Source organism: Roseobacter sp. OBYS 0001 (assembly GCF_019654895.1).
Taxonomy (GTDB): Bacteria; Pseudomonadota; Alphaproteobacteria; order Rhodobacterales; family Rhodobacteraceae; genus Roseobacter; species Roseobacter litoralis.
Genome location: NZ_BPES01000001.1, coordinates 895643 through 909741 on the forward strand (window position 1 = coordinate 895643; position 14099 = coordinate 909741).

The window sequence follows — 14099 nt, forward strand, 5'->3', positions numbered from 1 at the left end:
TCAACTGCCTGGCTCCTGTACGAAGGCAGACATCGCTGTCATCACGGCGTCCCGGCCATTGTCTTTGGCAAACTGAAAGCCCAGCCCGGTTGTCGGAAAGATCGGGTTAAACCTGACACAGGCCCGTAAAATCATCAGATCATGTTCATTACCAGACTGATAGTTTGGCGCATCCTGGCTGGAAATCGGCAGGCTCAAATCGATGCAGTCAGCAATCGGATCCAATTGGGCAAAAACGCGCGGGTCAATCCGCACCATCTCCAGCTTCAAACTATTCTGGCAATCTGGGATAAAGCCCGCGTTTACGCATATCGTCTGTTTCAGAGCGTCATGTGTCGGGATACTTGACGTATTCAGCCGGACTTCACGCACGGCAATATCCAATCCACGATCCAGCCACATTTGCCGCATCGAGTAGATGCCAAGTTCAATTGCGGTCATGAAGATTGTGAAGACCAAAGGCACCATGATGACAAATTCAACAGCGATCTGACCCCCTTCATCGCGCCGAAATCGCCGCAGAAATTCCCGCAAAGACTGTATCATTGCGTCAGCCTCAACTCATTGATCTGGCGCGCAATTGACTTGAAGGCGGTTTTGATCTGCACCCCTTCAACCTTGTAAAAGAAAGCTGGCGACGTGGCACAGGTGCGCATCTGGGTTACCGCGTCTGCAGGGGCCTCGAAGGCAATAGTATAAACTGTTATCCCTTCTGCTTTTGCTTTGTTGCAGACGGAGTAGAAGTTTGTGACGTTGGTGCTTTGTGTTGAATAGGTATCGCGGTCGCCTGTGCGCTGGTTCAGTGCGATTTCGTCATTTTTGGGGTCATTTTTATCTTCCGGTCTGAACTGATCGGTAATCTGACCATCCGTCATCAGGACGATAAATTTGCGCGTGTCGGTCGTCCCGAAATCGGCCGGGCGGTTTTTGAACCCATCCGGCACCAGACCCGCCGCGTTGAGCGCCAGAAACGTATTGCGCGAACTTGGGTTTAACAAAGCCACCCCATATTTCATGCCATATTGTGTCCCGGTGCCGTCATGCAGGCGCATATCATCAATGAAATCCTGCAACCGCCCCGCGTCGTTTTGCGCGTAACGGATGGAGGAATTGTTCTGTGGACACCAACCCCAATCCATTGTGGGGGCATCAATTGGCCAATTCATGAAATAGGGTGTCTGATCATAGTCCCCGCTGGGCAGATCGATATTGTCAAAATCGCTGTTGGTCAGGTCAAGACAGGACGACATTGTGTTGTAAGGCACGTCAATTGAATTGCCCTCGTCGTCAACGATGGTCTGTCCATAGAGAATTTCATCCCCGTTGGAGTCTTCAATGAATGTCGCAAAGGGCAGCCCTCCGGCACGTTCAAAGACAATCCGCCCTGGATTTGTCTGGCCTGCGTAGGGCACGATGTTCAAGGAGGTGGTTTTAACGGCATTGCCCTCAAGGACTGCCCCAATAAAGTCTTTTGCAGCCGTGCGGAGGTTTCCAATTTTGCCATTGTTGCGCATGGAGCCGGAAATATCCAAAACCAGCGAAATCTCAATTTTTTCAATGGTTTCTTCCGCTGTGCCAGACACATAGACCGGTAAAGAGCGCACGCCCGTCATTGCCATGTAAATGGATGGTGTGCGCGTGCGGGCCTCTGCTTGCACAATCCGGAAATTCGTTGTGGGAAGGTCGGACCCCGGCGTAATCCGAACATCATTGAGGAATTCAGTCATACCCGCTTTTGCAAAGTAATCGTCAACCACTTCGTCCGCTGGCAAGGGTTGGTCCAAATCCGACGCGGCCAGAATTGCCCGGTCCAAAGTGTTTTGCACCCGCGTGCGCATCATCTCATTCTGCATCAGATCGACAGCAATACCGCAGACCAAAAGCATCATCAGCACCATGATCGTGGCGAAAATCGTCATCGCGCCATCTTCTTCGCGCTTGAAACCCATCAGCTGTCTGCAAAGGCTACGGCACCTGAATGCCCCGCGATACTTTGGAAGATTTTCCATGTTACTCAACCAGCCTAAATCTAGCGACTGCAAATGATTCGCCTTTTCGACAGCCATGAGTGCCAGAGGAATGTGGCAAAAAGGGGAAATTGAGCGCTGCGCAGTGTCAACAGGTTGAATTGCTGCGGCACATTCAGCGCATCACGTTGTTTTCATTTCAAAAATTCTGGAAAGAAACGCGGTCCTAATGTGCAGTGCAATGGCAGAATTCGCGTGCTGGATGCGTGTTTCCAGAATTTCAGCACCATTTCGTTAATTCAATCTGAGCGATACGGCACTGCGGTAGCATGTAAAAAAGGGCTCGCAGATTGCGAACCCTTTTCAGTTTTCTCATAGATAAGAGCTGAACTTTAGCGCTTGGAGAACTGGAAGCTCTTACGCGCCTTGGCTTTACCGTATTTCTTGCGCTCGACCACGCGGCTGTCACGCGTCAGGAAGCCTGCCGCTTTCAGCGCACCGCGCAAGGACGGATCATAAAGCTGTAGCGCTTTGGAAACGCCGTGTTTGACGGCACCCGCCTGCCCGGAAAGGCCACCGCCCTTTACGGTTGCAACCACGTCAAACTGACCTTCCGTTCCGGAGATCGAAAACGGCTGTGCCAAGATCATTTGCAACACGGGGCGCGCGAAATACTCGTTTTGCGCTTTGCCGTTGACGGTCACCTTGCCTGAACCGGGTTTGATCCAAACACGGGCCACTGCGTCTTTCCGTTTGCCCGTCGCATAGGACCGGCCCAGATCGTCACGCACAGGTTCGCGAACCACTGCTTCCACTTCGGGTGCCGCAGCTTCGATGCCGGCGACTGCACCCAGTTCTTCGAGTGTATTGATTTCTTCAGCCATGATCATGCGCTCCGGGTGTTTTTACTGTTCATGGATTTCACATCCAGAACCTCAGGGCTTTGCGCCTCGTGGGGGTGATCGCCACCTGCATAAACACGCAGGTTGGTCATGATCTGGCGGGACAGGCGGTTACCTGGCAGCATACGCTTGACCGCGAGTGTCACGATCCGTTCAGGGTGTTTCCCCTCAAGGATCTGCGCCTTGGTCCGTGATTTGATGCCGCCCGGGTGACCCGTGTGCCAGTAATGGCTTTCATCACGCTTCTTGCCGGTCAACTGAATCTTGTCCGCATTGATGATGACAACGTTGTCACCACAATCCATATGCGGTGTGAAGGACGGCTTGTGCTTGCCGCGAAGCCGCGTGGCAACAATCGATGCAAGACGGCCCAGAACAACGCCTTCGGCGTCAATCAGGATCCATTTCTTGTCGATATCTGCGGGTGTTGCAGAAAAGGTTTTCATGGACGGTTCCCCGTTAAAGTGTGACATCTCGCCCTTTTGGGGCCAGATCGAATTAGATTTGGCGGTTATAAATGAGGCTGCTGTCACGTCAAGGGCGTTTATGTTGTTAATAGTGTTTAAAAACAGTCGCTTAAAATTACGGTAGCATTTTACCCCACTTATTGACGCCTATTCCACATTCCCATCTGCCCGCACCTGAAATGACCAGACAAGATCATTGCTTGGCATGATATGCGCCCTGCCCGACCATTCAGTTCTGAACGAAGAAACAGCATTGGTCTCGCGTGCAGCCCGCCTTCACCCTTGTCCTGGCGGGATGGAATAGGTCAGGCTTGCACGCGCCACAGGTTTTGCCTGCCCCTCGGAAAACAGCAAAACATCCGTAATGGCCAGCTGGCGACCGAGTTTCAAAAGCCGTGCATGCGCAATGAGATCAACGCCTGCCACCGGTTTGCGCATGAAATCAATGGCGCAATTCGTTGTGACGGTCAAAGCCTCAGGGCCGATGTGCGCAAGCGTCATGTAGTAGGCGGCCATATCGGCCAAGGCAAACATGGACGGGCCCGACACCGTGCCCCCCGGTCGAAGGTGCTTGTCAGTCACATTCAGTCTGACACGCAGGCTATCCTCGGTCAGATCTTCTACGGTGAAATCACCTTTGACCTGCTCAAAAACCTGCTCCACAAAATCGCTGAGCGTCGTGATGTCCATTTTCAATGTCATGCGTCTGGCCTCCCCGCTCTCTTCATTGATTGATTTCGGCGAGTGCGCAAGATCACAGATCATCGGAAACCACAAATCTGCGCGCGAAACGCACAGCGTTGCAGGCTTTAGGTTGCGCGGGATGGGTACGTCGCTTACATCCGCCCTATGACAGAGACATTACATATCGTCGGGGGCGGCATGGCCGGGTCCGAAGCCGCATGGCAGGCTGCTGAAATGGGCGTGGATGTGGTGCTGCACGAGATGCGGCCAAAGGTGGGCACTTTTGCGCATCAAACCGGGTTGCTGGGCGAGATGGTATGCTCCAACTCTTTCCGCTCAGACGATGATGAGCAAAACGCGGTGGGCCTGCTGCATTGGGAAATGCGGGCGGCGGGTGGTCTTATCATGAACATGGCAGACAAACACCGGCTGCCTGCGGGCGGCGCGCTCGCGGTTGATCGTGATCACTTTGCGCAATCGGTGACGGACACGCTGAACGCCCACCCGCGGATCACCATTGACTATGGCGAAATCTCTGAGCTGCCTTCAACGGGGCGTTGGATTTTCGCAACGGGGCCTTTGACGTCCTCAAAGTTGAGTGCGGCAATCGCGGCTGAAACGGGCGGCGCGGCGTTGGCTTTTTTCGATGCGATCGCGCCAATTGTCTATTTTGACACCATCGACATGAGCCGCGCCTGGATGCAGTCGCGCTACGATAAGGGCGAGACGGAAGAAGAGCGTACCGCTTACCTGAACTGCCCCATGGACAAAGAACAATACGAGGCGTTCATCGACGCTCTTCTGGCCGCCGACAAAACCGAATTCAAAGAGGGCGAGACGGCAGATTATTTCGATGGCTGCCTGCCGATCGAAGTCATGGCCGAACGCGGGCGCGAGACCTTGCGTTTTGGGCCAATGAAGCCGGTCGGTCTGACGAACCCACACCAGCCGGACGTAAAGCCATATGCTGTGGTTCAACTGCGGCGCGATAATAAACTGGGTACGCTCTATAACATCGTTGGATTCCAAACCAAGATGAAATACGGTGCGCAGGCCTCTGTTTTTAAATCGATTCCGGGACTTAAAAATGCAAGTTTTGCCCGTCTGGGCGGGATTCACCGCAACACTTTTTTGAATGCGCCGACCTTGCTGGACGCACAGATGCGGCTGCGCTCACGGCCCAATATCCGTTTTGCAGGACAGATCACAGGCGTCGAAGGATATGTTGAATCCGCATCAATGGGATTGCTCGCGGGGCGTTTGGCGGCGGCAGAGATACTGGGCATTGCCCTATCGACCCCGGCCGACACGACCGCGACGGGCGCATTGATCACCCATATTTCCGGCGGAGCCGAGGCCAAGACCTTTCAGCCGATGAATGTGAACTTTGGGCTGTTCCCACCTGTCGAAGGCCTGAAAAGCGGGCGTCGGGGGCGCAAGGACCGCTATAAAGCCTACACGGATCGGGCAAAAACAGACTGGCAGAGCTGGCTCGACGCCGTGAAAGAACCTGCATGAGGCTGGACGATTGTTGCAAAGCGTTCTAGTTTTGTGACATGACGAACGGATTTCTGACGAAGGCCTACGCTGCGCGCGACACGAGTGATACACGCGCACTTTATGATGACTGGTCCGCCAGTTATGAGGCGGAAGTGTCGCAAAATGGCTATGCGACACCGGGCCGCTGCGCAGAGGCGCTGGCGCGGTTCGCATCCGATATGACAGCGCCCATTCTTGACTTTGGCTGTGGCACGGGTCTTTCCGGTCTTGCGCTTAAACTGGCTGGGTTCCGGGTGATTGACGGCGTTGATATCTCGCCGGAGATGCTGGCGCAGGCCAAGGCAAAGAACCTCTACCGGTCGCTGAGCGTCATTGAACCCGGTGCTGCGTTGCCCGGTCGTCCCGGCACCTATTCTGCAATATGCGCAATCGGTGTGATTGGTGCGGGTGCTGCCCCGATATCGGTGTTTCATACCCTGATGACGCAACTCGCCGCCGGGGGGCTATGTGTCTTGTCCCTGAATGATCATGCACTTGCTGATCCTAAGAACGAAACGGCGCTATCGGAATGGCTTGATTGCGGCGCGGCACGGCTCTTATTCAAGAACCATGGGCCCCATCTACCCGGAATCGACTTGAAGGCCAACGTTTATATTATTGAAAAGACGTGAAAATAACATCACGCTTTGCGCCATCTCCGACCGGGCCTTTGCACTTGGGTCATGCCTATTCTGCACTGCTTGCACATGATTTGGCTGTTGCAGCAGGTGGCACGTTCCTCCTTAGAATTGAAGACATCGACCAATCCCGCGCGCGACCGGAATGGGAGGAGCAGATATACAAAGACCTGTCCTGGCTGGGACTGAGATGGCCAGAACCGGTGATGCGGCAGTCGGATCGCCTTGGTGCATACCGTGACGCGCTCAACAGTCTGGAGGAGATGGGCGTGACCTACCCCTGCTCCTGTTCGCGCAAAGATATTCAGCTGGCGGCAAGCGCACCACAAGAAGGGTCTGCGCCGGTATATGGGCCAGACGGGCTTGTTTACCCCGGCACCTGTCGGAACGCGGCGTTTAATGTAGGTGTGCCAAACGCCCCGGCCATACGCCTGCATATGGCAAAGGCAATCGATCTTATCGACACCAAATCCTTGTCATATCACGAGACCGGATCGGGTAAGCATCAGGTGATGTCAATCAACTTGGCCGATGCCTTGACCAGGGTCGGAGACATCGTTCTCGCACGCCGGGATATGGGCACATCCTATCACCTTTCCGTCGTGATAGACGACGCCGCCCAGAATGTGACGACGGTTGTGCGCGGTGAGGATCTCGCAGAGGCCACACAAATTCATGTGATCCTCCAGCGTTTGCTGTCCCTGCCGACGCCACAATATCATCATCACCGGCTCATCCGTGACGATGCCGGTAAACGCCTGGCAAAGCGGGATGACGCGCGCGCATTGGCAAAATTCCGTGAAGACGGGCTATCGCCGCAGCACATCAGAAAGATGGTTGGGCTTTCGGACTAGACCAGCGGTGTCATCAACTCATGCTCGCGACCCTCCCGGACCCCGGTGTAAAAACAGCTGCGTCGTCCGGTGTGGCAGGCCGGACCCGTTTGACGCACCAGAACAAGGAGGCAATCGCGATCGCAATCTATGCGTAAATCAACCAGTTCCTGAACGTTGCCACTGGTTTCTCCCTTGATCCAGAACGCCTGCCGCGACCGGCTCCAATAGGTGACGCGCCCTGTTTCAAGCGTGCGGGCGATGCTTTCGGCATTCATCCACGCGAGCATTAAAACCTCTGAGGTTTTATGGTCTTGTGCGATTGCTGGCACCAAACCGGCCTCGTTGAACGTAAGCGTTTCCGGGTCGAAACGGGCCGTGAATTCATCTGCTGTATCAGTCATGGCAAAAAACCTTTTTGCATCTTTTACGTTGCCCCTTATGTATGGGGATGTAGGGACAAACGAAACCGAGAATGCAGCCATGGCCACTGATACCGATCTCATCAAGCTTTATTCAGGGCGGATATTGGCGCTTGCGTCGGACATTCCGCACCATGAGCGACTGAGCAACCCGATGGCGACGGTCAAGAAACGCTCGCCGCTGTGTGGGTCGGCCGTTACGGTGGATGTTGGCTTGACGGACGGGCGTGTGTCTTCGTTTGGTCAGGATGTAAAAGCCTGCGCGCTGGGACAGGCAGCGGCTGCCGTGACCGGCGCTGCTGTTGTCGGTCGCAGTTTGAGCGAAATGACGCAGGCGCGCGATGCGCTGCGCTCAATGCTGAAAGATGGCGGCCCAGTACCGCCAGCGCCTTTTGATGGTTTCGAGGTTCTTGAGCCGGCGCGTGAATACAAAAACCGCCACGCCTCCATCCTGCTGTGCATCGAGGCAACCTGTGAGGCGATGACACAGGCGTTGCAGTCAGATTGCGCTTAAGCATCGGGTTTGCTTAGCACTTTGTAAGGGAAGTAGTGCGAAAACGTTAGCAGGTCCCCATTGTGAGGTCACATGCCCGTGCACGAACGTCTGTCTTCGCAACCCGATGTTGATCGCCTTTCATCTGCCGCGGCTGCCCTGGGATATGAAATTGTGGATATCGCCGGCTTTCTGGATCTGGTTGAGGCGCATGCCCATGCTCAAACCAGTGGGCTGAAGGTGATCACTGCACGCGCTCGGGATATGACGACTGCAAACGCAGATGTGCGCGAGGCTGTGCAATCGATGGCCCAACAAACCGAAGCGACGGTCACTGACGTTGTGGCCTCTGCCGGGATGGTGCGCGAAACCGGTGAAAAATCGCGCGCGGTCGCAGGATGGGTTCAACAGATATCCCATCGCACTGAGGAGGTTGCCGATACCCTGAACGCGGTGAAGCGCAACAACCAACAGATCGCCAGCATTGCGACGCAGGTGAACACGCTCGCCATCAATGCAAAGATTGAAGCTGCGCGTGCCGGGGAGGCAGGGCGCGGTTTTGCCGTGGTGGCGGAGGCGATTAATGAGTTGTCGCGTCAGACCCGTGGCGCCGCCGTTCAGATCACAAGCAATGTCGACACACTTACAGACTGGATTTCCACATTGGGCCACGAAGCCAGCAATATCGCTGAGCAGGCCTCGGATGTTCTGAATGCCACTGGGGCCACAGATGCGGCCCTCGGGCGCGTCGAAGCATCCGTTTCGGCCGCTGATGCGCAGGCCAAGCGGATTTCCGAGCAGGCCCAGCGTGTCGACGCAGCTATTTCTGATTTCACGCCAGCATTGGCCGGGATCGAAAATGCGGTCAAAGGCACAACATCCGGGGTTGAGGAAACACACGTCCGCGTCCTCAACTTGATTGATACGTCTGAAGCGATTGTTCAGTCGACTGCATTGCTTGGACAAAACACCGCCGACGCACATTTTATCCATGAGGTAACCAGACTGGCCGCCCAAGTGGCCGCGCGCATGGAAACTGCGCTGAGCCGTGGTGAAATCAGTATGTCCCGGCTGTTCGACCGATCCTACAGGCCCATTCCATATACGAACCCTGAACAGTTCTTGACAGAATCCACCGGGCTCATGGATCAAATCATGCCCGACATTCAGGAGCCGGCATTGGAGTTCGATCCAAAAATCGTGTTTTGTGCCGCTGTTGACGTCAATGGCTACCTGCCTTCACACAACAAGAAGTTTTCCCAGCCGCAGACGAACGACCCCGTTTGGAACACTGCGAATTGCCGCAACCGTCAAATCTTTGATGATAGGGTCGGCCTGAAGGCGGGGCGCAACACGGAACCCTTCCTGTTGCAGGTCTACCGGCGCGATATGGGCGGCGGCGCGTTCAAAATGATGAAGGACCTCTCCGCCCCCATTTTCGTTCAGGGGCGTCACTGGGGTGGGCTCAGGCTTGCGTACAGCTTTGATTAAAAAAATGCCGCGCACCCAAAGGGCCGCGGCATAGTTAAGCATTCTCTTGTGGGGATCGGTCTGGCTGTCGGAACGGACCGTATGAGATTTGGAACAGGCAGTGTTCGTCTCAGGACACCTGATTGGGGAAGAGGTGCAACAACCTAACCGACATGAGAACGCAGGCAGAAATCAAATAAAAGACGGAAAATGAAGCCCGACAATAAACATCACAACCAATGCGCTCAGCCCCAGTGCATCCTGAACAAGCGTTCCCTGTGACTGCTCAGCAATTTTTTTGAGTTGTGTAAACATGTTGTCTCAGCCTCTCTTTTGTTGCCTATTTGTTCTCATTTTATTAAGTGTCTGTAAAGAACTTTTTAAGAACATTTGGGAACAAAAATGCTATCCCACTGAAATCAAACGAATTGATTCATCCTTACGCAATAGCCACAAAAGCATGCGGGCCGCCTGCCCCCTTGGCGAAGAAAGCCCCGGATCTTCCGCAAGCAATTTACGTGCATCCGATTGAGCGATTGCCATCAACCCAGCTTGTCGTTCCAGGTCCGCAATCCAAAAACGCGGCAGGCCCGATTGCGCCGTTCCAATGACGTCCCCGGCGCCGCGCATTTTCAAATCGGTTTCAGCGATCACAAACCCATCTTCGGTTTGGCGCAGCACCTCCAACCGGTGTTGACCACTCTTTGAAAGGGGCGGTTGGTACATGAGCAAGCATGTGGATGCCGCCTCGCCCCGCCCAACCCGTCCTCTGAGTTGATGCAATTGGGCGAGACCGAAGAACTCGGCGCGTTCTATCACCATAATAGTCGCGTTTGGTACGTTCACGCCCACTTCAATAACGGTCGTCGCAACCAGCAGTTTTGTTTCGCCCGCCTCGAAACGAGCCATCGCTGCATCTTTTTCCGACGCAGGCATTTGTCCGTGCACAAGCCCAACCACGCCTTCACCAAAAGCCGCGCGCAAGTGTTTATACCGCTCCTCAGCCGCCGTCAGGTCGACCACTTCACTCTCTTCCACAAGCGGGCAAACCCAATAGCATTGCCGCCCCTCTTCAACCACAGCGCGCAGGCGCGACACGACCTCATCCATGCGTTCAACACTGACGAGCGCGGTTTTTATCGGCATTCGGCCGGGCGGTTTTTCATCCAGGATGCTCACATCCATGTCCCCAAACTGCGCCAGCGCCAACGATCGCGGGATTGGAGTCGCCGTCATGACCAGAACATCAACCGCAGCCCCTTTTTGTCCCAGAGCCAACCTTTGCTGTACTCCAAAGCGGTGTTGCTCATCAATGACGGCCAGACGCAGATCATCGAATGTCACCCCTTTCTGAAAAACGGCGTGCGTGCCAACCAAAACCCCAATGTTGCCATTTGCCAGATCGTCCAGTTTTTTGTTGCGCTCTTTCCCCGTGTCGCGCCCGGTCAGTATCTCGAGTCTGACGCCAACCTTCTCGGCCAGGGGCTTCAGACTTTGTAAATGCTGACGTGCCAAAATTTCGGTTGGCGCCATCAGGACCCCCTGCCCGCCGCCCTCGACCGCGCGCAACAGAGCGAGAAACGCGACGAGTGTTTTGCCTGACCCGACGTCTCCCTGAAGCAAACGGTTCATGCGCACCGCCTCCCCCATGTCGGTATTTACATCTGACACGGCACGCAGCTGCGCACCGGTCAGCGGATAGGGCAACGACGTGATCAATCGTTGTTGCAACACACCATCGCCACGCGTTGCATGCCCCCTTTTTTGTCGCTCGGTCAAACGCGCCAGCGCAAGGGTCAATTGATGCGCCAGCATTTCATCATAGGCCAGACGTTCGCGCGCAGCGGCTGTTATCGCAATATCAGCAGAGCTTTGCGGTCTGTGCGCAAGCGCCAAAGCTTGCATAACATTGGGCCATTCGGCCTTGCGCATCTGACCGGGATCAATCCATTCCGCCATCTCAGGCACCATCTTCAGAACCGATTGCGATGCTTTGAACATCACCTTTTGCGTAATCCCCGAGGTCAATGGATACACGGGCTCAAAGGAAGGGATCGCGTCTATTTCGCTTTCCGGTACGATGTAATCCGGATGTACCATCTGTGGCAGCCCGTCGAAACGCTCAAGCTTGCCCGATACGACACGGCGACTTCCTTCAGGCATAGTACGCGCCCAATAGTCCCCTCTGGCATGAAAAAAAACCAACTGAAATGACGTTTCTGCATCTGAAACAGTGATGCGATACGCCGCTCCTTTTGTGCGCGGCGGCCGATGCGCGCCTATGGTGACAGTCACGGTTGTTATTGCAGGGTATTCAAGGCCTTCAATCGACTCGCGGCATTGCCGGTCGAGGACATTTATCGGCAAAGTAAAGAGAAGATCCCGCGGAGCATGAACCCCTAAGCCAGCGAAGTTCGCCGCTGTTTTTGGGCCCACCCCATCGAGGGTTTCCAGCGATGAAAAAAGGCCAAACAAAGCTTCAGGACGACCACTCATAAGCCCTCTATGAGTGCTAACCAGCCGTCTTCATCGAGTGTTCGAATGCCGAGTTCCACTGCTTTCTTGGCTTTTGACCCCGCGCCAGGCCCAGCCACGAGGAAATCGGTTTTGGCCGATACCGAACCGGCGACTTTTGCCCCCAGACTTTCAGCACGGGATTTGGCTTCTGCGCGGGTCATTCTCTCGAGCGTGCCCGTAAAGACCACTGTCTTTCCCGCAACAGGACTGCCATCAGACACAATGGGTTTCGATGGTTGAACCTTCAGCTGCGCCACCAAGCGGTCGATTGATGCACGCTCCGCGGGCTGCCCCATTGTGTGAACAAGTGATTGCGCCATGACCGTTCCGACACCATCAATGCTGAGAAGGTCGTCCCACGCATCCCCCTCTTCGATTTGAGCGGCCAGCGTCGATTTCTCGAAGGCGTCAAAGGTAGAATAATGTTGCGCAATCAGGTTGGACGCAGCTTCTCCGACATGGCGAATACCAAGCGCGAAGAGCAGCCGCGCCAATGGAATTTCGCGCTTTTCATCAATGGCATCAAACAAGTTGGTTGCGGATTTCTCTCCCCAGCCATCGCGGTTTTTTAGTTGCTGCATGCCGGATGCATACCGTTCGCGCAGCGTGAAAATGTCTGCCGGTTCTGACACCCAACCATCTTTGTAAAACTGCTCGATCTGTTTAGCACCCAGCCCGTCGATATCGAAAGCCGCACGCGACACGAAATGCTTTAGCCGCTCAACTGCCTGCGCCGGGCAAATCAACCCTCCGGTACATCTGCGCACCGCATCACCTGCCTCGCGCAACGCATCACTGCCACATTCCGGACAGGTTGTCGGAAAAACAAACGGGATTGAATCTGCGGGCCTCTTGTTCAGATCGACATCAGCCACTTTCGGGATGACATCTCCCGCACGGTAGACCTGCACATAATCGCCTGCGCGAATGTCTTTACCGTCTCGGATGACACCACCCTTATTGTCACGCCCGGCGATGTAGTCTTCGTTGTGCAATGTCGCGTTCGAAACAACGACACCGCCAACAGTGATCGGCTTTAGTCGCGCGACTGGCGACAGAGCTCCCGTGCGGCCTACCTGAATATCGATGCTCTGCAACTCTGTCCACGCAAGCTCTGCTGGAAACTTATGCGCAATTGCCCATCTGGGCGTTGTTGAACGAAACCCGAGACGGCGTTGGAGGTCCAGATCGTCCACTTTATAAACCACACCATCAATGTCGTAATCCAGAGAGGCACGACGTTCTTCGATCCGGCGGTATTGCGCCAGGAGCGCTTCTGGTCCGTCGCATCGTTCGGTCAGCTCGTTCGTCTGAAACCCCAGATTTTTTAGGCGTTCAATTGAGTCTGATTGGGTTTTACCCAATGGTGCAGTCAATGTGCCCCAAGCATATGCGAAAAACCTCAACGGTCTGTTTTGCGTAATACGGGCGTCAAGTTGGCGCAACGATCCTGCAGCGGCGTTTCTAGGGTTTGCGAATGCTTTTGCACCCGCCGCATTTTGCTTTTCATTCAACGCTTCAAAATCGGTATGCGACATGTACACTTCGCCACGAACCTCGAGAACATCAGGCGCATTCGGCACCCGCTGTGGAATATCATTGATTGTCAGCGCGTTTGCGGTGACGTTCTCACCGACCGCCCCATCCCCACGTGTCGCCGCCTGAACGAGAGCACCGTTTTCGTATCTCAGGGACAGCGATAATCCATCAATTTTTGGCTCTGATGTAAAATGTAGCGGCTCTGCATCGCTCAACCCGAGATGTTTGCGAATACGCTGAACGAAGTCAAAAACATCCTCATCGTCGAATGCGTTGGCCAAAGACAGCATTGCCATGGAATGGGAAACTTTGGCAAAACCAGCCGAAGGTGCTGCACCAACCACATCTGTTGGGCTGTCAGCACGCTTGAGATGCGGGAAACGGTCTTCAAGTGCAAGGTTGCGTCGCTTGTAAGCGTCATACTCCGCATCCGACATAAACGGCGCATCCTTGGTATGATACGCCGTATTTGCCTGTTCCAGAAGTTCTGCCAGCCGAGACAGTTCCTCCTCGGCTGCTTTTTCATTCAGACTATCAAGGGGGACAAAATCCATGGTACCTATTCGATTGCCTATTACTTAGTCGTAGTTAGGCATCCGCTGCGGAGAGGTCCAGTCGTTTTAGGAGA

General features: G+C 54.7%; 14 protein-coding genes. 5 read left to right on the forward strand and 9 right to left on the reverse strand.

What is annotated here, in order from left to right; genetic code table 11:
• The 5 genes from K5Q35_RS04340 to K5Q35_RS04360 form a co-directional block, all read right to left on the reverse strand.
• Positions 1–546, reverse strand: a complete 546-nt coding sequence (locus tag K5Q35_RS04340) for a TadE/TadG family type IV pilus assembly protein (protein WP_013961858.1) — start codon at positions 544–546, stop codon at positions 1–3.
• On the reverse strand, positions 543–1949 hold the full coding sequence (locus tag K5Q35_RS04345) for a TadE/TadG family type IV pilus assembly protein (protein ID WP_259650451.1): 1407 nt from the start codon (positions 1947–1949) through the stop codon (positions 543–545). The genes K5Q35_RS04340 and K5Q35_RS04345 overlap by 4 nt, the downstream gene beginning before the upstream one ends.
• A 410-nt stretch (positions 1950–2359) precedes the next feature.
• The gene (rpsI, locus tag K5Q35_RS04350) at positions 2360–2851 is read right to left on the reverse strand and encodes a 30S ribosomal protein S9 (RefSeq protein WP_013961860.1); all 492 of its coding nucleotides are present in this window, start codon (positions 2849–2851) and stop codon (positions 2360–2362) included.
• Between the two features lie 2 nt (positions 2852–2853).
• Complete coding sequence (rplM, locus tag K5Q35_RS04355) at positions 2854–3315, reverse strand: 50S ribosomal protein L13 (protein WP_013961861.1); 462 nt, start codon at positions 3313–3315, stop codon at positions 2854–2856.
• Between the two features lie 297 nt (positions 3316–3612).
• Positions 3613–4038 carry a PaaI family thioesterase gene (locus K5Q35_RS04360; RefSeq protein ID WP_220798565.1) on the reverse strand — a complete coding sequence of 142 codons (426 nt, stop codon included), beginning with the start codon at positions 4036–4038 and terminating at the stop codon, positions 3613–3615.
• Between the two features lie 147 nt (positions 4039–4185).
• On the opposite strand from K5Q35_RS04360, the gene trmFO reads away from it, so the two are divergent.
• From trmFO to gluQRS, 3 genes are read left to right on the forward strand one after another with little or no spacing between them, the layout of a single operon-like run.
• Positions 4186–5538, forward strand: coding sequence for a methylenetetrahydrofolate--tRNA-(uracil(54)-C(5))-methyltransferase (FADH(2)-oxidizing) TrmFO (trmFO, locus tag K5Q35_RS04365; RefSeq protein WP_220798566.1), 1353 nt, complete (start codon positions 4186–4188; stop codon positions 5536–5538).
• Between the two features lie 38 nt (positions 5539–5576).
• The gene (locus tag K5Q35_RS04370) at positions 5577–6191 is read left to right on the forward strand and encodes a class I SAM-dependent methyltransferase (RefSeq protein ID WP_013961864.1); all 615 of its coding nucleotides are present in this window, start codon (positions 5577–5579) and stop codon (positions 6189–6191) included.
• Complete coding sequence (gene gluQRS / locus K5Q35_RS04375; RefSeq protein ID WP_220798567.1) at positions 6188–7051, forward strand: tRNA glutamyl-Q(34) synthetase GluQRS; 864 nt, start codon at positions 6188–6190, stop codon at positions 7049–7051. The genes K5Q35_RS04370 and gluQRS overlap by 4 nt, the downstream gene beginning before the upstream one ends.
• On the opposite strand, the gene hisI is transcribed toward gluQRS, so the two are convergent.
• Complete coding sequence (gene hisI / locus K5Q35_RS04380; RefSeq protein ID WP_220798568.1) at positions 7048–7434, reverse strand: phosphoribosyl-AMP cyclohydrolase; 387 nt, start codon at positions 7432–7434, stop codon at positions 7048–7050. The two genes, gluQRS and hisI, sit on opposite strands and share 4 nt — an antisense overlap.
• 79 nt (positions 7435–7513) lie before the next feature.
• Here hisI and K5Q35_RS04385 point away from each other — a divergent pair, with 79 nt between their 5' ends.
• Together K5Q35_RS04385 and K5Q35_RS04390 are read left to right on the forward strand one after the other, a co-directional pair.
• Positions 7514–7966 (forward strand): iron-sulfur cluster assembly scaffold protein, encoded by a 453-nt coding sequence (locus K5Q35_RS04385; protein WP_013961867.1) that lies wholly within the window; start codon positions 7514–7516, stop codon positions 7964–7966.
• A gap of 72 nt (positions 7967–8038) precedes the next feature.
• Positions 8039–9436, forward strand: coding sequence for a methyl-accepting chemotaxis protein (locus tag K5Q35_RS04390; RefSeq protein ID WP_013961868.1), 1398 nt, complete (start codon positions 8039–8041; stop codon positions 9434–9436).
• Between the two features lie 171 nt (positions 9437–9607).
• Here the strand turns inward: K5Q35_RS04390 and K5Q35_RS22605 are convergent, their stop codons facing one another.
• The 3 genes from K5Q35_RS22605 to ligA all read right to left on the reverse strand — a co-directional run bounded on the left by K5Q35_RS22605 (position 9608) and on the right by ligA (position 14025).
• Positions 9608–9730, reverse strand: a complete 123-nt coding sequence (locus K5Q35_RS22605; protein WP_259650452.1) for a hypothetical protein — start codon at positions 9728–9730, stop codon at positions 9608–9610.
• 90 nt (positions 9731–9820) lie between these two features.
• Positions 9821–11911 (reverse strand): ATP-dependent DNA helicase RecG, encoded by a 2091-nt coding sequence (gene recG / locus K5Q35_RS04395; RefSeq protein ID WP_220798569.1) that lies wholly within the window; start codon positions 11909–11911, stop codon positions 9821–9823.
• On the reverse strand, positions 11908–14025 hold the full coding sequence (ligA, locus tag K5Q35_RS04400) for an NAD-dependent DNA ligase LigA (RefSeq protein ID WP_220798570.1): 2118 nt from the start codon (positions 14023–14025) through the stop codon (positions 11908–11910). Before ligA ends, recG begins: the two co-directional genes overlap by 4 nt.
• Positions 14026–14099 lie beyond the last annotated feature (74 nt).